Here is a 19450-nt window from a genome sequence, read left to right as displayed (position 1 = left end):
TTTGGAGCTTTTTTGTTTTTACTAGTTAGGGCTTAATTTTTCTTAATATCTTAATGGTTAAAAAAATCTATTCAATGTTTTTAACGGTAAGGTCTATGATTTTGGCTTCGCCGTTGGTTAGCAAACCTAGTTTGCCTTGTTGGCTTAGTTTGCTTTTTTCAAGGGAACATTCTAAGAAGGTTTCGTTATCGACTGAGAAGAACAATTGATTGTTGAAGACTCTTATTTTTACGGAATACCATTTGTTGTTTTCTAATTTCATAGGTTTTTTGAACAAAGTTGGGCCGCCTCGTTTTTCATATTCATCACTTCCTTCTTTGTAAACGCCTCTTCCAATTACGATATTCTGGTCGATTTGGTAGAGATAGGTTCTGATGTAGTTTTCTTTATCGATGTTGAGCATGATTTCGAAGAGTGATTCTTTGGTCATGTTTACTTTAAAATCGATTTCATAATTTTCAGGGAGTTGTTTTTTCGATTCTATTACGCCCCAGTGCATCGGACCGCCTGTTCCTATTAAGGTATCTTTTTTTAGCAACCATTCTTTTGAATTAAATTTCCAATTGGATTTTAATGGTTTTGTTTCGGTAATGGTGTACGCTTTCTTTGCTGTTGAAATGGTACCGCAACATGAGGCTATTATTAGTGGTATTACTAATAATGAGATATATCTGATTTTCATTTTTTTGTTTTTAATTGGGCTCAGAATGGTATTTTATTTTACCGATTGATCCTGTTGGGGAAGGTAAAAGTTCAAAAACCGAAGTAGGAGCAAGGCCAGTTTCGATACGATGCGAAACGTATAAAATACTCACGTTTGTTTCTTGTTTTATGGTATTGATAAGCTGAATTACTAAATCGACATTTTCGTCGTCTAAACCTTCTACTGGTTCATCCAGAATTAATAACGGTGGATGTTTTAAAACGGCACGAACAATCAACGCGACTCTTTGCTGACCAATTGAAAGATCGATAAAACGTTTCTTTTTTAAATGGCTCATTTCAATTACTTCCAGCCATTGGTCTACTGTTTTGTTTTGTAAAGTGGTTGGTTCTATATATAGCCCAATAGAGTCAAAGAAACCGGATAAAATCATTTGTTCTAAGGTGTGACCTTTTTGAAATAGATCTGTCATAGAAGTGGTGAAGATTCCGATTTGTTTTTTGATATCCCAAACGCTCTCGCCAGTTCCTTTTTTTCTTCCGAATAAATGCAAATCCTGTCCGAAACCTTTTGGGTTATCTCCTGTAATCAAGGATAAAATGGTGCTTTTTCCGGAGCCGTTTGGTCCTATTAATTGCCAGAATTCACCTTGTTTTATGGTCCATGAAATGTTGTCTACAATTTTTCGATCGTCATAACTTACCGAAACATTTTCCATTTTGATTAATACACTTTCGTGAAAGGAATGTGGTTCAATTGCTTTTGGAATTGCCGATGTATTTAGGGCTTTATAATGATTTAAGGTTTGTGAGAGTGGATGTAATTCAAACGTATTGTCTTTGATCTGGGCTTTATTGGGAACAAAAGATAATACGTCGATTACACGATTTACGATTTGAATGATGGCAATATCTTCCGTTAAATCTTTTAATGATTCTGCCAAAAGTACGCGAGATGCCTGATCTAAATGATCAAAGGGATTATCGAAAATAATGAAATCGGGTTTTTGATTGATACAGTATTTTAGAAATTCTTTTTTGCGTTCGCCTGACGAAAAAGTTCTCAATTGTCTGTGAGATTGCGGAGAGGCTTCTACGATGTCGTATTGGTATTCTTTTTCGATGAATTTCTCTATGGCAATGTCTGAAAACAGAATGCCTTTTTGGTTGTTAAAAACGGCTAATTCTCCTTTGGCTTCGCCGGAAAGCAAAGTATCTATAAAGGCTTTTTTGTTTACCTGATTTGATAAAAGTATATCCCAGTGTTGCATTTTGTATTTGTATTTTAAACTGTTGTCTGTATTCTTAACACATAGAAACATAGCTTTTGTAATGTAAGAATAGGCGTTTCACTTATTTAAACAAACATAGCTATGTGTTAGAAACATGTTTCTTTTTGTATTCTTTTTTTACACATATAAAATCTATGTTTCTATGTGTTAAATATTAAAGCCAATGCTTTATTTAGTTGCTAATTCGCGATCATTTCTGGACCATTCGCTCCAGGATCCTACGTATAGTTTAGGAATTGGAAGTCCTGCATAATCCATCGCGAGTAACGTATGGCAGGCTGTAACTCCAGAACCGCAATGCACGATTATATTTTCAGGCTTTTTGTCGCCTATAATTTCAGTATATTTTTTTGCTAAAACTTCGGCTGGTTTATAAAATCCATCTTCGTTTAAGTTTTCGCTAAACGGAACATTGATAGCGCCCGGAATATGTCCTGCGATTAAATCCAGCGGTTCTGTAAGGCCATCAAAACGGTTTTTATCTCTTACATCAATTACAATATTTTCTATGTTATTTCGCGCTATTTCGACTTCTTCAATATCGGCCTGAGCCAAATTCCATTTAGCAATTGGATAGTTTTCGGTTGGTTCAAAAGTTTCAATAGCTGAACTTACAGGATAGCCTACTTTTACTGCGGTTTGTAAACCTCCATTGAGAACCTGAACTTTTTTATGTTGAATGGCGCGTAACATCCACCAAAATCTTGCTGCTGCATTCGATCCGTTTTTATCGTCGTAAATGATCACATGGCTCGAAGGCAAAATACCAAGTTTAGAAAGTACCTGAGAGAATTTTTCTAAAGAAGGCAAAGGATGTCTGCCTCCGTTTGCCGGATTATCGACGGTTGCTAAATCTTGATTTAAATCGACATAACGAGCACCTTTAAGATGTTCTTTTTGATAATTTTCCTGAGCATTTATTCCGGCTCTGGCATCGATTAAAATAACTTCAGACGAATTTTTAATGTTTAAAAGTTCGTCGGGATTTATAATGGGAGAAAGTTTAGCTGACATGTTGATTTATTTACTTTTTGTTCTTGTAATATTTATTTTTAATCTGAGATTAATCGGCGAAAGCCTGACTATAAAAAATAAAAAAAGTATTGTTTGTTTTGTTGTATTGCAAACATTCCCAATTACTATACACCGGGCTTGTAGAAATGCAAAGCGTGTTGGCTAAATTTTTTCGTGAAGCATTTTTTGCAAAACATCCTTCCTTTAGCACAAAACTGTCATCTTTTGATATGTCAGTAATTTTTAAAGGAAGATCTTCTAAATAATATTGAGGGTTTATTTTAAGTGCACCTTCGTTCATAATCAAATGTTCGATTGCAAATTGATAATCAAGGGTTCCCAAGGAATAACTTCCGCAATCTGCATTTTCTAATCTGTTTTCTACCTTTATATCTTTAAAAAGTTCAGCGTATTGGCTGGTTTTATCATTATAAAGTAAAATTTTAGTTTTAATGTTTTCTTTGTCATAAACAATAAAAACATAATCGTTGTTGCTTTCCTGAAATAGATTGCCTTTTGCAAAACAAAGTAATTCATAATTAGAATTTGTGTTGAAAAAAAGCTGTTGTTTTTCGTTTAACTTTACTATTGATTTACTACTCATTTCAGAAAAAAGCTGTTCTTGTGAAAGTTTTTTTAATTTTTCTTTATCTCCTTTTATTCTGTCTGCAAATTTTGAATCATCAAAAACTGATATTTGATAATGAACTGCATCGGCTGTTTTAGTTGTTGAAGTAGTATCGTTTACCGTTTCTTTTTTAGTATTATTTACAGTTTTTGTTTTATTCTCTTCTTGTTTTGAGTTGCAAGAGAGTGCTAAAAGTGTAAAAAAAACGAAGACAATTTTATTTTTCATTAAATGATATTTTCCTTGTATTAGTTTTATTTAATTGCTCTATTTTGATTGCTTTTTAGAGCTACCTAACCAAAGTAATCCGTTTAAGATTAATTGGCTTTGTTCTTTATTTTCAAAAGTATACGAAAGCGTTTTATTGGTTCCGTGTTCGTAATCGATATCATTGTGCCCCATATTTACATAAAGCATTTTATAGTTTTTATTGGTCCAGACTACGGGATAATCACCTTCATGCCAAATTTCGTTTTGTTTTGGACCTGTTCCTAACGGAAAGCTGCTTTGGTCGATCGCAACAAGGATTTTGATATCCGGATTTTTTCTTAAATCATTGCTCCATCTGTACCATTCGTTTGGTGCTGATTTGAATGTTTTAGGAATGTTTTTAGTTGCAGGATGCTGATTTTCGATTCGTAAAACTGCCGATGTTGGCCGCCATGTATTGCTGCCGTATTCGCCTGATCCTAAAAAAGTATTGTGGTACCAATTCCAGTTTTGAGGATAAGTAGAATCGTTTAGCGCAAATGCCGAAAAATGGAATCCTATAAAACCGCCGCCATTCTCCATATATTTCTGGAAAGCGTCGCGCTGACTTGTTGTTTCGGGTCTTGTATCTAAAAATAAAACGATTTGGTATTTCGATAAAAACTGGGCGTTTAAATTATCCCAATTGCTGGTTGAATCGTACTCGAAATGATTTTGTTGGGCTACTTTAGCAAACCATTTATTGGCTTCATGTACAAAACTGATATGTGCCTGATCATTTTTGGCGGTATAAAAAGCTATTACTTTAAATTTAGGATTTGCTTTTTTATGCTGGGCAAAACCTATAAAGCAAATAGACAACAGCGCAATCAGAATAATTCTTTTGGACATGAAGTTTGATTTAGATTATGTTTAACCAGGGATTTTTTCGATCAGTATTTCATTATCAGCTTTGTCGAAATAGGTGCAAGTCATTTCGATAATATCGACACGCCATTTGGCAATTCCGGATTGAGCGGCATGATTGCAGAACGTTAAATAATCGGTCTGACCGTCCTGATGCATTACCAGAAATTCGATAAAACGTTCTTTATTGGCCACGGGAGCGACCTGAATTTCAGGATATTTTTCTTCAGCCGAAACTTTGTAATTATTTACTCCGTAATATTCCACATTTCCGTTATTGACAAAGGTATCATATCCCTTTACACCCAAAATAATCAGGTCTTGTATATAATTTGGAAAATCTGCACCGCTTTGTACTTTGGCATGTGCTTCCTTTATTTGTTCGATTGTAAACATGTGTTTTAGTTTTTAAGTTAGGGTTTGCTACGAATTTCACGAATAAGCACTATTTTTTCTTTGTAATGCTTTTAAAATATTAATTTGTTAATTCTTGAAATTCGTAGCAAAAAAAATTATTGTTTCAAAAATACGATTAATGGTTTTATAAATTGGTCGAAAGATTCAATATGCGGTAAATGTCCGGTGTTGGGTACTTCGACTAGTTTTGCATTTGGGATTGCTTTTTGTGTTTTTTTGCCCAATTCGAGATAATTGCCCATTGTTTTTCTGACTTCTTCAGATACCAAAGGTTTTCCTATGGCTGTTTTGTCTCTTGTCCCGATGATTAGAAGCGTTGGACTTTTGATGTTTTTGAATTCGTATAAAACAGGTTGCGTAAAAATCATATCATACATCAAAGCCGAATTCCAGGCCACTCTTGCATAATCGGGAGCTGTAGTCCATCCGGCGCCAAGTTCAGCCCATTTTTGGAAATCAGCATTCCATTTTCCATCATAATAATTCGCCATTTGATAGCTTTTTATATTCTGATAGCTTTGTTTTAATTCTGATTCGTACCACCAATCTACAGGTTTATAAGGCACCACTAGTTTCCAGTCTTCCAGACCAATTGGATTTTCAAGAACTAATTTTTCAGTGGTTTCTGGATACATTAAAGCAAATCTTGTCGCCAGCATTCCGCCCATAGAATGTCCTAGAATTGTTGCTTTTTTGATTCCTAAATGATCGAGTAACTTTTTGGTATTCTCGGCCAATTGCTGAAAAGTATATTGAAAATTATCCGGTTTAGATGATTTTCCAAAACCTATTTGGTCTGGAACAATAACTCTAAAACCTTCTTTTATCAGGGCTTTTATGGTCGATTCCCAATATGCTCCATTGAAGTTTTTACCGTGCAGCAAAACAATGGTTTTGTTGTTGTAATTATTAGGTTTGACATCCATATATGCCATTTTAAGATACTGGCGCTGATTGCTCAATTCTAAAAATTGTACAGGAAATGGGTATTCGTAATTGGTTAAATTAATATCTAAGGCCTTAATGTTTTCCTGCTGCGAAAAACAAAAAAAGGGAAGAAGAAGCAGAATCAGTTTTATATTTTTCATTTTTTGAATTATTTCGTTTTGGAGTATTTATAAAATTAAAGTTAACCATTTTAAATTCAAAAAATAAAATCTTAAAGTTATCAGAAAATAAAAGACAAGAAATTATGACTCGTTTTTGTTATTTTTTAAAGTAACTACTTGTTGCGGATAAGGAATATCAATACCGGCCTCATCAAAACGTTTCTTGATGCTTTGCAGTAAATCGCAATACATGACAAATGCATCTGTTGAGTTTTTTGCCCAAGCCCAGGCTTTTAGTGTTACGCTTGAATCTGCCAATGCCACAACGCGGGCTGTAACCAATTGCTTTTTTTGTTTTTTATCGTCTGCAGTTCTGTTATCTATAAATAGCGGATGTTTTGCCACTTCTTCTTTCATAATTTCCAGTGCTTTTTCGATATCAGATTCGTAGCCAACGCCAATTTCGATTATTTTGCAGGATTTGGTGTCATGCATATTGGTATTCACAATAATCTGATTGCTAATAATAGAATTAGGAATTATAATTCGGTTGTTTTCGGCATCTTTGAGAACTACTTGCCTCAAATTAATATCCTCAACGGTACCTACAAAATTGTTGATGGTGATTTTATCGTTGATTCGGAAGGGTTTAAAAATTACCAGAAAAATTCCGCTTACGATATTACTCAAAGCTTGTTGAGAAGCTAAACCAGCTACTAATGAAATCACTCCGGCCCCAGCTAAAAAAGAATGTCCGATAATTTTAAATTCGGGAATTTGTATTAAAGCAAAGGCGAATCCTAAAATATAGATTACGGTTATGATCAGGTGTTTTAAAAATCTAAATCCGGTTGCATCATATTCTTTATCAGTTAATTTGCGGTACAAAAAATAACGAAGTACTTTGTCTGTAACAGCGCCCAAAACAATTGTTACAACTCCAATTATAGCGATAATGATAATTATTCGGAAGTCTTTTACGTAATCGATCATGAGTTTTGAATTTTAAAAAATCCAAAAAACATATATTTAAAAATATAGTTTTTTGGATTTCATAAAGTTAAGAAAAATGAGGTTTGTTTTATAAACCAACGAAATCGTCACTTTTAGGGAAAATGCTCAAAGCTTGAATAGCAATTTCAGGTGTTGGAGAAGCTAATTTACGAAGTTTGGTATCCATCCAGGCACCATCAACGGTAATCACGGCGCAAAGTGTATCATCTTCTCTCCTGAATTCGTGAACGATGGACCAGCGTGAAGCATCGGCTTTCATTTTTGATGTTTTGGTGTGAAGGAATATTTTATCAGAAAGTTTTAATTCTTTTCTAAAAACACATTCTTCTCTAAATAAAACAGGACCAAAGCCTTGTGTTTGCATGACTTTAAGAGTTAAACCCAGTTCTTCAAGGATTTCGATACGATGTTGTGCTCCAAAATCGTAATAAGCACTATGACGAACGTGAAAATTAGGGTCAAGATCAGACCAGCGAAAAGATATTTCTTTAATAAATGAAGCCATTTTATAATTGTATTTTAATGAAAATCGAAATTACAAATAAAATAGGAAACTGTTTCTTAGAAAATCTTAAAGTATATAATCTATTTTTTATCCCGATTATTTTTGGTTAGCTTTTTTGTTATAAAATTTCAAGATTGTCCCATTCATATTCGATTTTGTTTAATCTCATATAGTAGGGAACAAGTAATAGAATTTCTAAGCGAAACATAAAATGACCATTATTGACAAAGGGCAGTGCAAACATTGAAACTATGCAGATCACTACTCCGCAAATAGCGTCAATTTTACCAATTGAGATTGCATTGGGTTTTTCGAACCAAAGAGAATAAGCCGCAAAACCTTTGAATATCATAATGGCAATAATAAATGCTCCTATTCCTGAAAAAGCAGTATTGCTGGAAAAACCGTAAAGAGAAAGATTTACGTTTGGGATAAAAAGATTGATAACGAGAGATGCAATAGCGCAAAGTCCCATTATCATGAAAATCCAACAAAAAGTTTTAATCCACCACGGTAAAAGTTTTCTTCTAATAACCGGTGCTTTGTCAAATTCGTCAAAATGGCTTTCTAATTCTGGGTTCATGGTATTATTTTGGGGATTTTTTATTGTGTTTTTAATTATATAACCTGCGTAAGGATCAGAATTAGAATAGTAATTTGTACTCCCAGAATGATCCAAAAAAAGTTTCTGCTGGGTTGCGAAACATTTTTTAATCCTGTGATGATTTTGTCTTTAATAATTTCTGAAAAGCTTACATTTTCATCTTTAAAATCAACTTCGTCCAGGCTTATTTTTTTAAGTCCATAAATCAATATTTTTTTTACCCATTTGTTTTCATCAGAATCCCTAAACGCTTGAATTAATTTTAATTGCAGCATAGCTTTATCGGCTCCTGATTTTAATAACTCCGGTTGTTTTGATTTGATTCTGTCGATCACTTTGTCGATTACAGGGAAAAGTAAAACTTCGCCTTTGTCTGATATCAACTTATTGATGATTTTTGACATTATATATTTATTGCCAAGAGAAAATAAAAGAAATGGACCTACAAGTAAGGTGATTAATGTTAAGCCAAAACCAATTGGGCGTAAAGCAAATAATACCAATACAATGGCTGATCCGTTTATGTGTCCCATTTTTGCACCTGATTGATAAATGATAGTGCAAATGGTAGATATTCCAATTATGGCATATAAGAATTGTCCGAGAATATTTATTTTAAAAAAGCTAAATGTTGCGCTGCTGAACAATTTGGCGGTATATTTTAAATGATCATTCATTAATGTGGTGGTTGGTTTAGTTAAATTAGATGATTTTTAGAGTAGTAAAAATATCGAAAAAACATTACAAATGTTAAATGTTTCTATTTATACTTCGAATAAAATGTTTGTTTAAGTTTGTGTGTTGTAAATCAGTAGATTAAGATTGTAATTCGTCCTCTTTTGTACCTTCTAATTTTTTTACAATAAAAGGTAAAGTAAGGCCCTGACCAATAAGAGTAAGTAAAACAACAGCTACAGAAATAAATATAATAACGGTTCGTTCCGGAAAAGGAGTTCCATCTTCGAGTTCTTTAGGAATACCAATAGCAATAGCCAGAGAAACGATTCCGCGCATTCCTGACCAACTGATAATAATACTGTTATTGAAGTCTAAAAGGGCGTGCTCGCTTACTTTTCTTGTTCTTTTAGTGTTGTGAAAAGCTTTTTGAAGATTGATTTTCTGCAAAAAGATCCTCGCCATTCTAATCAATAAAGCGACGATAGTGATAATAGCTGCATATCCAATGTAAGGCAAAATCATATCGTTGTCGATGCCTTTTAGGATATAACGAAAATTAAGTCCTATTAAGATAAAGATGAGTCCGTTGAGTATAAAAATAATAATATCCCAAAGGCTTCTGGATTGATTTTTTAAACTTTCAGGGAATATTTTTTTACTGAAACGAGCAATGGTTAATCCTAAAACAACAACAGCGATTACTCCTGAAACTTCTAAATGTTCTGCGATAAGATAGGTTACAAAAGGCATTAAAAGCATAAAGCTAATGGTAACTTCTACGTTTTTTTTGTGCACTTTACTTAATATGAAAGCCAGGATTTTTGCCATTACAAAACCTACCAGAAAACCGCCTCCAAGCAATAGCACAAAATGTAAAGCAGCTTTCCAGATAATAAAAGCAGATCCCATTACGGCGGCCACAGCAAAACGATATGCCACAAGTGCCGATGCATCGTTGATAAGACTTTCGCCTTCGAGAATTGTTAGGGTTTTATGAGATAAATTTAATCCTTTTGTAATGCTTATTGCCGCTACAGCATCAGTAGCAGAAAGTATAGAACCTAACACAAATGCCAGCGGCCAGGTCATTCCGGGAATCATATAACGGGCTACTACTGCAATGCCTATTGTGGTCAGAAAAACTAATGATATAGCTAAAGTGCTAATGGTGTTAATATTCGTTTTGAAGTCTTTAGGCGAAATATTAAAAGAAGCATCGTATAATAATGGCGGAAGAAATAGCAGAAATATAATTTCAGGATTGATTTCGATTTCGCCCATTGACGGAATAAAACCAATTGCAATTCCGGCGATAACAAGTAATATAGGGTAAGGTAATTTTATTTTATGCGCAAAAGCTGAAAGACCGATTAAGATGGTGAGGATAAAAATAATAATGCTGTAGTTTTCCATTATGGATTAATTTTCATTGAGTTGTTTCTTGTTTTAGAGGTTTTCAATCAGTAGATTGGATTGTTTTAAGTTTGTAATCTTTATGAGCAGTTTAGTTAGGATATGCATACTGTTTTGGTTCTTTTAATTCAATTTACTGTCAAAAGCGCTAAAGTTATCGATTTTCGGCAATGGTTTTACCTGGTTTTTTTTTGATGTCTTTTTGATGATTTTTTCAGAACCCAGCGCTTTTGTTATTTCAGTTCTTTGTCCTGTTACTAAATTGAAATCCGTTTCGGTAGTTAAATTTTGGCCATCCCAAACAACATTTGATATTTTTTGTAATTCAAAATAGCCATTTTTAAATTTGAATATGTGCGAAAAGTGGTTATTACCGATTTCAGAATATAAAGACAAACTACCATCTTCAATAGTTACATCAGGAATTTGATTGCCACCATATTTTCGGTTTGGATATTGAGCTTCCATTAATTTTTTTGTAGCGACTTTTAATTTATATTTTCCGTTTTTTTCTAAAAAATAGATTTCCAGTTTTAAAGGTTGTGTTTTGTCTATCGTATCCATTTTCACAAACACTTTATCTGCTAAGCCGTCATTGTTTAAATCGCCTTCTTCGGTTCTGATTACGACATTAAAATTGTCTTTTATTTTCTGTACTTGTGCGTAAATACTAATTTGGGTGAGAACAAAAAATAGTAAGAGTATCTTTTTCATTTTAGATTATCAATTAGGTTTATTTTGTTGATGATTATTTTATTCTGTTTTACATTGATTGATAATTGTATCTGTTTTCATTTCCTGTCCGTTTTGAAAATATTTTAAAACGCCAAAATATTTGATGGTGTCATTCTTGCAAAATTCAATATAAAATCTCGCAATTCTATATTCATAATAATGCTCAAGAAGCTCACTACTAAATCCTCCGGGATCTTCTTCATTGTTTATAAAATGTTCAGTTCCGGCCTCTCCAAAAGGATTTGTTCCCCAACCTTTATAATATCTATAAAAACTTAAGGAATAATACAGATCAGTTCTTGAAGCTGATTCAGAATTGTATTGATACTTATGCTTGTACTTATTTTCTTTACCAATAAATTCAGCATTCATTTTTTGAACAACCATGTTTTTTATTACTGCATTTAATGAGTCTTGGTTATTAATTTGGTTTTTGACAATATATAAGTGTGGATAAACCTTTGATTGAATGAATTCCATTTTTGTAAAAAAAATTGAATCAATAATATTTATTGAGATTAATATTCCTATAATTCCAAAAGCCCATTGAATTCTTTTCTTCTTTTTACTTATCCATTTGATTAGTACATATAAAAGATAAAAGAAGAGAGCAAAGAATAGTAAAAGAATAATTATCATAATTTGTGTTTGTATTTTTATATTGATGTTGGGTGATTTTGTAAAATTATCAACCAACTCAAAAATATCGAAAGATGTAGGTTTTATTGAAATTGAATGGTTTTTGTTCTTGTTTAAATAGAAACGCTGGGAATTTAATTTGGTTTCGTTATGCTTTCAATTGTTGGTACAGATAATGCTTTGTCTATGTAATGATCGTATTTTAAAGCGTAGTATTTCTTTCCGTCAAATTGTATTAAGCCGTTAAGATAAATATTCTCACCAGAATATGAACTTGTTGGCAGTTGATAACGTGTGTTTCGTTTACTATGCTTGAATTTATAAATTGGCAATGTTGAGATAAAATTTTTATAAGTAAATTCAGTTGGCAAAAAATAGATTATAGTTGAGAATTCCCCACCTTCTTTATCTGTCATCAATGTTAATTCCACTATTTCTTTTGTTTCTGGATTATTGAATGTAAATTTCTTGTGATGGGTCGATATCGAATCATTTAGTAATTTAAAACCTTTTGATGATAATTGTTTGTGCTCAACAGGGTTAGAATAATTAACTATTTTTCTAAAATCAGCTATTTTTAAAGTCTGTGCACAAGATTGGTTTACAAACAGTATTACTACTAAAATATAAAGGTTACCTAAATTCATATCTTTCTCGTTCTTGTTATTATTTGATGCTTTATGATTTTCGTTGCAATTTCCAAATCAATTGCTGAAATTTTAACTTAATAGAAAAACAAATTAGCTATCAGAATCTCTAGTTAAAATAGTAATTTTAAAAGTGAGCATAATCCTTTGTTTTTGTTAGTTCTGACCACCAACAATTAAACTTTCCGGATCGTTGTCTGTGATTTCATCTACTGAAAAATATTTTTCAGTTTCCCAGCCTAAAGTTTGAAAACCTTCGTTGGCAACATAAGCGTTTACATTGTAGTAGTTTCCGGATTTGTCTGTTTGAATATATGCTTTCATTGAATGTTTTATGGTTAAAAGTTAAGATGGAGTGGGTTATTATTTTAATATTTTTTCAAATATAAACTTTTTCTTATAAATATTTTGATGGGTTTAAAATTACGAATTTCAGAATCTTAATGTAGTTAGGGTAGAAGGGAAGTTTAAACAATATTTTTAGTTATTGATGTGACATTAAATATAATTTTTAAAACAATTGCCCTAGCCCCGAAGAAGCGGCATCTTTTTGTGTCCGCCGCGGCGGACATAAAAGATATAGCGGATAGCGGGAATAGCTCCTGATAATGACACGTAAAGTGCTGATATGCCACGAATGTCAGGTTTTAAAAATGTCATGTTGTCAGATTGTTTTTCATGTGCCGACAGGAAAACTGACAATTTACTTTGGTTTTTTATATTGGCACAAAGATTGACTTATGCCACCTGAGTTATAAATTAGTATATCAAAATTAAATATATAAAAAATGGGTAAAATAATCGGAATTGACTTAGGTACGACGAACTCTTGTGTTTCTGTAATGGAAGGTAACGAAGCAGTTGTTATTCCTAACGCAGAAGGAAAAAGAACAACGCCATCTATCATCGCTTTTGTTGAAGGTGGAGAAATTAAAGTGGGTGATCCTGCAAAAAGACAAGCGGTAACGAATCCTACAAAAACGATTGCTTCTATTAAACGTTTTATGGGACACACTTTTGCTGAAACTCAGGAAGAGGCAAAAAGAGTTCCTTACAGTGTTGTAAAAGGTGACAACAATACTCCACGTGTGGATATTGACGGTCGTTTATACACTGCTCAAGAATTGTCTGCAATGACACTTCAAAAAATGAAAAAAACTGCTGAAGACTATTTAGGTCAAACTGTAACTGAAGCGGTTATTACTGTTCCTGCTTACTTTAACGATGCACAACGTCAGGCTACTAAAGAAGCTGGTGAAATTGCTGGTCTTAAAGTTATGCGTATCATCAATGAGCCAACTGCAGCTGCACTTGCTTACGGATTAGATAAAAAAGGAACTGATCAAAAAATTGCTGTTTACGATTTAGGTGGTGGTACTTTTGATATCTCTGTTCTTGAATTAGGAGACGGTGTATTTGAAGTATTATCTACAAATGGTGATACTCACTTAGGTGGTGATGATTTTGACCAGGTTATTATTGACTGGTTAGCTGACGATTTCAAATCTGAAGAAGGTATTGATTTACGTTTAGATCCAATGTCATTACAACGTTTGAAAGAGGCTGCAGAGAAAGCTAAGATTGAATTATCATCTTCTGCTGAAACTGAAATCAACTTACCTTACGTAACGGCTACTGCTTCTGGACCAAAACACTTAGTGAAAAAATTATCTAGAGCACAGTTCGAAAAATTATCTGATACTTTGGTAAAACGTTCTATGGAGCCAGTTGCTAAAGCATTAAAAGATGCAGGTTTATCTACATCTGATATCGACGAAGTAATCCTTGTTGGAGGTTCTACTCGTATGCCAAGAATTGCTGACGAAGTAGAGAAATTCTTTGGTAAAAAAGCGTCTAAAGGTGTTAACCCTGATGAGGTTGTTGCTATTGGAGCAGCTATTCAAGGTGGAGTTTTATCTGGAGATGTAAAAGATGTATTGTTACTTGACGTAACGCCTCTTTCTTTAGGTATCGAAACTATGGGTGGTGTATTGACTAAATTAATTGAGTCTAACACAACTATTCCAACTAAAAAATCTCAAGTATTCTCTACTGCTGCTGATTCTCAGCCATCTGTTGAAATTCACGTATTGCAAGGAGAAAGAGCGATGGCTGCTGATAACAAAACTATCGGTCGTTTCCACTTAGATGGTATTCCACCAGCACCAAGAGGAGTTCCTCAAATCGAGGTTACTTTTGATATTGATGCAAATGGTATTATCAAAGTTTCTGCGACTGATAAAGGAACTGGAAAATCTCACGATATCCGTATCGAAGCTTCTTCTGGATTAACAGCTGAAGAAATCGAAAAAATGAAAAAAGATGCTGAAGCTAACGCTGATGCTGACAAAATAGCGAAAGAAAGAGCTGAGAAATTAAACGAAGCTGACAGCATGATTTTCCAAACAGAAAGTCAATTGAAAGAGTTAGGAAGCAAATTAGCTGACGACCACAAAGTTGCTGTAGAGTACGCTTTAACTGAATTGAGAATGGCTCACCAATCTCAAGATATTCCAGCTATTCAAACGGCTCTTGACAACATCAATGCAGCTTGGAAAACAGCTACAGAAGCTATGTATGCTCAAGGTGAACAAGGTCAACAAGCAGCTCCACAACAAGAGCAATCGCAAGGTGACAATGTTGAAGACGTTGAATTCGAAGAAGTAAAATAATTCTTCTTTTATGATAATGAAAAGCCGAATCAGAAATGATTCGGCTTTTTTTATGTCTTGTTGTTGCGTATTAAACCTGTCCGGTTTGCTTTGCTTATGTATTGCGGAAATAAAATGCTGACTTATTTTAGAATGTGTTAACTTATACGGTTTGAATGGTGTTGTTTTATCATTGGATTTCATTGTTTTACGTTTACGTCTTAAAACCTGTCGGGTTTGCTTAACAGATGTAAATCGTGTTTTTGAGGCATATTAAATTCTAAAGCTGTTTAAAACCTGTTGGGTTTTCTATTCGTTATAAATTCAGAAAATTTTCTAAAGAGTCAAAGATTTCTTTTTTATTATGAAAAGTCTTTAGATCTTCAATGTTATTAAATAATGAAATGACTTTTTTGCGTTTTAATTTTGTTGGTTTTTCTGAAACACAAGTTAAGTAAGAACTCCAGGGGTATTCTATTGGGTGTTCACAAAAAGCCATGATTTACGGGGTTGTAATGAATATACTTTATAACCGATTGTAAGTAGGCGTCGTTATGTATTCGCTTTCTTTTAAAAGGCCTTTCAAATAATGCTCCATGGCGATTGTAACCTTTATTAATTGCTTTTGTATAAGCATTAAATAAGTTGCCAAATGATTGGTGAGGAATAATTTTTTTGAACTCATTTTGATTGTTGTTTTCGTGAATTTCTTCTAAAGTTTTAATTAGTACTAATAAATGAAAATGATTTTTTAGTAAACACCAGGCCAATGTTTCAGCAATCGGATTAATATGTTTGTTATATAAGTTCAGGAAATATTCATGATTTCGATTTTCCTTAAAAATGTTTTCGCTATTAATTCCTCTATTGGAGATGTGATAATAGTTTCCAAATTCTAGAGATTCAATTGTTTGCATAAACTAATTTATTCGTTGACCAACCCGACAGTTTTTTAAAACATGTTGGGTTTAATTTTAAGTAATATAAATATTACAAAATAAATAATTTGGTTATGTATTTTTTACACCTAAATGATAAATGTCATTTACGGTTCGAATTCTTTTTCGTAATATTACTATGTAAATATTTTTGCATGAGAAAGATCAAATACAAGAAAGGACGTAAGCTGCAACACATTACTTTAGAGTATACTGGCACACAAAAAGAGCATAAAACCGAGATGCAACTTTTTGTATATGATGATGCAGATGTTATCGAATATGAAAAACTCAGCGTCTTAGCATTAAATACTTGTATTGATTATACCAAAAATAACTGGCTGAACATTCACGGCTTAAATGATATTAATTTAATTAAAACGATTGGAGCTCATTTTAAGCTGGATGATTTTTTATTAGCCGATATTTTAAATACTACCAAAAGAACCAAGCTCGAGGAACAAAAAGATGTTTTGTTTTTTAATATAAAATCACTTTTACCATCTGAATATTCAGATAATATTAGCGTTGAGCAAATTAGCTTTATTCTAAAAGATGGAATTTTGATTTCGTTTCAGGAAAAAAGAAGTGATTTTTTTACCCATATTCGGGAACGTCTTCGTACTCATGCAGGCATTGTAAGAACTAAAAAAGTCGATTATTTACTCTATTTGTTATTAGATGCCGTAATGGAGAATTTTTACATTACGATTGAAGACGAAGAGGATAAGATCGAAGAATTAATCAATCTGACAAAAAAAGGCGCTGATCCTATTATTCTGGAAAAGATTGAAAACCATCGTGATAATTTTAATTTTTTAAAACGTTCTATTATTCCGTTAAGGGATTCTTTGTATTATTTGAAAACGATTAAAGACGATGATACCTATAATGGAATTGAAAAAGAAACGTTTAGTTTTTTCATCCGTTTGCATCAAAAAAGCTTAGAACTTTTAGAGCAAATTGACTCGGATATGAGTTCATTAGAAAGTGCTTCTAATTTTTATTTTTCAGAGCAAAGCCGAAAAATGAATGAAATCATGAAAACACTTACCATTATTTCGGCCATATTTATTCCGCTAACTTTTATAGTTGGGGTATATGGAATGAACTTCGAATACATGCCGGAATTAAAAGCTAAAAACGGATATTTTATAGTCATGGGAGCAATGTTTTTATTGGTTGTTGCCTTGATTATCTATTTTAAAAAAAGACGCTGGTTTTAGCGTTTATATAATAAATTAAAACATTTGATAAGTTTCAAAATATAAAATTATGAGTAAAGCAGTATATATAGCCACAAGCGACCACAATAGTGGGAAGTCAATTATTACACTCGGTTTGATGAGTATCTTAATTGGTAAAACGGCCAAAGTAGGTTATTTTAGACCCATTGTAGAGGATTTTATTGATGGAGAATTAGACAATCATATCGAAACAGTTTTGTCATATTTTAATCTGGATATTAAGTTTGAAGATGCTTATGCCATAACCAAAAGCAAACTGATCAAGAAGAAAAATAAAGGCAAAATTGGAGAAGTTCTCGACTTAATTATCGAAAAGTATAAAAAACTCGAAGAGCGTTTTGATTTTGTTTTGGTAGAAGGAACAAGCTTTACGGGTGAAGGAACTTCGATAGAATTAGACTTGAATGTTTTAATTGCAAAAAACCTTGGAATACCAACTATTATCATGGGATCCGGAGTTGGAAAGACTTTAGAAGAATTAGTCGACAGTCTTTATTTGGTTTATGATTCTTTTAAAGTAAAAGAGGTTGAAGTTTTATCTGTAATTGCAAATAAAGTACAACTTGAAAATATAGAACTAGTTACGCAGGGATTAAAGAAAAGCTTACCAGAGAATGTTTTAATCAATACAATTCCGTTGATTTCAAGTTTGAATAATCCAACAATGCAGGAAATTGTCAATCAGCTTGATGCCAAAGTATTGTTTGGAAGTGCTTATTTAAACAACGAGATCGGGCACTTTAGCGTTGGTGCGATGCAATTGCATAATTACTTGGTTCACTTGCATGATAATGCCCTTGTAATTACGCCGGGAGACCGTTCAGATATTATTCTGGGGGCTTTACAGGCCAATGAATCGGCTAACTATCCAACAATTTCAGGAATTATCCTAACAGGAAATATTGTTCCGGAAGAAAGCATTTTAAAACTAATCGAAGGACTTTCTGCCATCGTTCCTATTATTGCTGTTGATGGCGGTACTTATCATATTACAAATAAAATCGGGGCAATTAGATCAGAGATTTACGCCAATAATACACATAAAATCGAGACCTCGATAACTACTTTTGAAAAGTATGTTGAAGTTGAAACTTTGTCTGAAAGGTTAATCACTTTTATACCGGAAGGAATGACGCCAAAAATGTTCCAGTATAATATGGTAAAAAGGGCCAAACAGCATCGTAAACATATTGTTTTACCTGAAGGATATGATGACCGAATTATCATTGCAGCTTCAAGATTACTAGATATGGATGTAGTGGATATTTCGATTATTGGAGATAAAAAACATATTGAAAATAGGGTTGCCGAGTTAGGAATTCCATTTGATTTTTCGAAAGTAAATATCATCAACCCAAAAGAATCTGAACTTTATGAAGATTATGCTAATACTTATTATGAGCTTAGAAAAGCGAAGAATGTAAGTATTACTATGGCAAGAGATTTAATGGAAGATGTATCTTATTTTGGCACCATGATGGTATATAAAGGTCATGCTGACGGAATGGTTTCGGGAGCTGCACATACAACACAACACACCATTTTACCAGCCTTACAGTTCATTAAAACAAAACCAAATTCATCTGTAGTTTCATCTGTATTTTTTATGTGTTTAGAAGACAGGGTTTCTGTTTTTGGGGATTGTGCTATTAACCCAAACCCAACAGCAGAACAATTGGCAGAAATTGCTATTTCATCTGCAGAATCAAGCTCCGCTTTTGGAATAGAGCCTAAAATTGCCATGCTTTCTTATTCATCTGGTTCATCAGGAAAAGGTGATGAGGTAGATAAAGTGAGAACTGCGACTGAAATTGTAAAACAAAAGCGACCAGATCTAAAAATTGAAGGGCCGATTCAATACGATGCCGCGGTAGATCGCGCAGTAGGAAAAAGTAAAATGCCAGATTCTGAAGTAGCGGGGCAGGCGAGTGTACTTATTTTTCCGGATTTAAATACCGGAAACAATACCTATAAAGCAGTACAAAGAGAAACCGGAGCATTGGCTATTGGTCCAATGTTGCAAGGTTTAAACAAGCCCGTAAACGATTTAAGCCGTGGTTGCACTGTTGATGATATTATAAATACAGTAGTTATTACAGCGATTCAGGCGCAAGGGCTATAACTAAAAATCTGAAATTAAAAATTAAAAATCCTGAGCAAAAGACTTAGCCGCTTAGTGACTTAGGATCTTAGAAACTTT

20 protein-coding genes are annotated in these 19450 nt (G+C 33.2%); 3 read left to right on the top strand and 17 right to left on the bottom strand.

The features are described 5' to 3' along the window. Nucleotides 1-67: 67 nt before the first annotated feature. The 16 genes from IRZ78_RS25170 to IRZ78_RS25095 form a co-directional block, all read right to left on the bottom strand. Nucleotides 68-682, bottom strand: a complete 615-nt coding sequence (locus IRZ78_RS25170) for a hypothetical protein (protein WP_194620206.1) — start codon at nucleotides 680-682, stop codon at nucleotides 68-70. Nucleotides 683-692: 10 nt separating this feature from the next. Continuing rightward, on the bottom strand, nucleotides 693-1934 hold the full coding sequence (locus tag IRZ78_RS25165) for an ATP-binding cassette domain-containing protein (RefSeq protein ID WP_194620204.1): 1242 nt from the start codon (nucleotides 1932-1934) through the stop codon (nucleotides 693-695). A gap of 189 nt (nucleotides 1935-2123) precedes the next feature. Next, the gene (locus tag IRZ78_RS25160; protein ID WP_194620193.1) at nucleotides 2124-2969 is read right to left on the bottom strand and encodes a sulfurtransferase; all 846 of its coding nucleotides are present in this window, start codon (nucleotides 2967-2969) and stop codon (nucleotides 2124-2126) included. 49 nt (nucleotides 2970-3018) lie between these two features. Then, nucleotides 3019-3825: a hypothetical protein gene (locus IRZ78_RS25155; protein WP_194620191.1), complete on the bottom strand. Its 807-nt coding sequence runs from the start codon at nucleotides 3823-3825 to the stop codon at nucleotides 3019-3021. A 39-nt stretch (nucleotides 3826-3864) separates the two neighbouring features. Then, nucleotides 3865-4698, bottom strand: coding sequence for a ThuA domain-containing protein (locus IRZ78_RS25150; RefSeq protein WP_194620189.1), 834 nt, complete (start codon nucleotides 4696-4698; stop codon nucleotides 3865-3867). Nucleotides 4699-4719: 21 nt separating this feature from the next. After that, complete coding sequence (locus IRZ78_RS25145; protein ID WP_194620187.1) at nucleotides 4720-5109, bottom strand: DUF1398 family protein; 390 nt, start codon at nucleotides 5107-5109, stop codon at nucleotides 4720-4722. Between the two features lie 116 nt (nucleotides 5110-5225). Then, entirely contained in the window at nucleotides 5226-6218 is a 993-nt protein-coding gene (locus IRZ78_RS25140) for an alpha/beta hydrolase (RefSeq protein ID WP_194620185.1), read from the bottom strand. Between the two features lie 102 nt (nucleotides 6219-6320). Continuing rightward, the gene (locus IRZ78_RS25135) at nucleotides 6321-7172 is read right to left on the bottom strand and encodes a mechanosensitive ion channel family protein (RefSeq protein WP_194620183.1); all 852 of its coding nucleotides are present in this window, start codon (nucleotides 7170-7172) and stop codon (nucleotides 6321-6323) included. 88 nt (nucleotides 7173-7260) lie between these two features. Further along, nucleotides 7261-7698, bottom strand: coding sequence for an acyl-CoA thioesterase (locus IRZ78_RS25130; protein ID WP_194620181.1), 438 nt, complete (start codon nucleotides 7696-7698; stop codon nucleotides 7261-7263). Between the two features lie 118 nt (nucleotides 7699-7816). Next, a complete protein-coding gene (locus IRZ78_RS25125; RefSeq protein ID WP_194620179.1) occupies nucleotides 7817-8281 on the bottom strand; it encodes a hypothetical protein in 465 nt (154 codons plus the stop codon). A gap of 35 nt (nucleotides 8282-8316) precedes the next feature. Further along, the gene (locus IRZ78_RS25120) at nucleotides 8317-8979 is read right to left on the bottom strand and encodes a hypothetical protein (protein WP_194620177.1); all 663 of its coding nucleotides are present in this window, start codon (nucleotides 8977-8979) and stop codon (nucleotides 8317-8319) included. Nucleotides 8980-9118: 139 nt separating this feature from the next. Further along, the gene (locus IRZ78_RS25115; protein ID WP_194620175.1) at nucleotides 9119-10393 is read right to left on the bottom strand and encodes a Na+/H+ antiporter; all 1275 of its coding nucleotides are present in this window, start codon (nucleotides 10391-10393) and stop codon (nucleotides 9119-9121) included. Between the two features lie 123 nt (nucleotides 10394-10516). Further along, nucleotides 10517-11107, bottom strand: a complete 591-nt coding sequence (locus IRZ78_RS25110) for a hypothetical protein (RefSeq protein ID WP_194620173.1) — start codon at nucleotides 11105-11107, stop codon at nucleotides 10517-10519. Between the two features lie 39 nt (nucleotides 11108-11146). Beyond that, nucleotides 11147-11515 (bottom strand): hypothetical protein, encoded by a 369-nt coding sequence (locus IRZ78_RS25105; RefSeq protein WP_194620171.1) that lies wholly within the window; start codon nucleotides 11513-11515, stop codon nucleotides 11147-11149. A 386-nt stretch (nucleotides 11516-11901) separates the two neighbouring features. After that, complete coding sequence (locus tag IRZ78_RS25100; protein WP_194620169.1) at nucleotides 11902-12414, bottom strand: hypothetical protein; 513 nt, start codon at nucleotides 12412-12414, stop codon at nucleotides 11902-11904. Between the two features lie 156 nt (nucleotides 12415-12570). Continuing rightward, nucleotides 12571-12738, bottom strand: coding sequence for a hypothetical protein (locus IRZ78_RS25095; protein WP_194620167.1), 168 nt, complete (start codon nucleotides 12736-12738; stop codon nucleotides 12571-12573). A 464-nt stretch (nucleotides 12739-13202) separates the two neighbouring features. Here IRZ78_RS25095 and dnaK point away from each other — a divergent pair, with 464 nt between their 5' ends. Then, on the top strand, nucleotides 13203-15086 hold the full coding sequence (gene dnaK / locus IRZ78_RS25090) for a molecular chaperone DnaK (RefSeq protein WP_194620165.1): 1884 nt from the start codon (nucleotides 13203-13205) through the stop codon (nucleotides 15084-15086). Between the two features lie 464 nt (nucleotides 15087-15550). Here the strand turns inward: dnaK and IRZ78_RS25085 are convergent, their stop codons facing one another. Beyond that, nucleotides 15551-15982, bottom strand: coding sequence for a hypothetical protein (locus tag IRZ78_RS25085; protein ID WP_228520618.1), 432 nt, complete (start codon nucleotides 15980-15982; stop codon nucleotides 15551-15553). Between the two features lie 176 nt (nucleotides 15983-16158). Here IRZ78_RS25085 and corA point away from each other — a divergent pair, with 176 nt between their 5' ends. Together corA and pta are read left to right on the top strand one after the other, a co-directional pair. Next, a complete protein-coding gene (gene corA / locus IRZ78_RS25080; RefSeq protein ID WP_194620155.1) occupies nucleotides 16159-17229 on the top strand; it encodes a magnesium/cobalt transporter CorA in 1071 nt (356 codons plus the stop codon). 49 nt (nucleotides 17230-17278) lie between these two features. Further along, the gene (gene pta, locus IRZ78_RS25075; RefSeq protein ID WP_194620153.1) at nucleotides 17279-19372 is read left to right on the top strand and encodes a phosphate acetyltransferase; all 2094 of its coding nucleotides are present in this window, start codon (nucleotides 17279-17281) and stop codon (nucleotides 19370-19372) included. Nucleotides 19373-19450 lie beyond the last annotated feature (78 nt).

Origin of the sequence: Flavobacterium sp. CSZ, assembly GCF_015350725.1 — a bacterium.
Lineage (GTDB): Bacteria > Bacteroidota > Bacteroidia > Flavobacteriales > Flavobacteriaceae > Flavobacterium.
The sequence above is the reverse complement of the archived record's forward strand: the minus strand, read 5'-3'. Positions and strand labels throughout refer to the sequence as shown.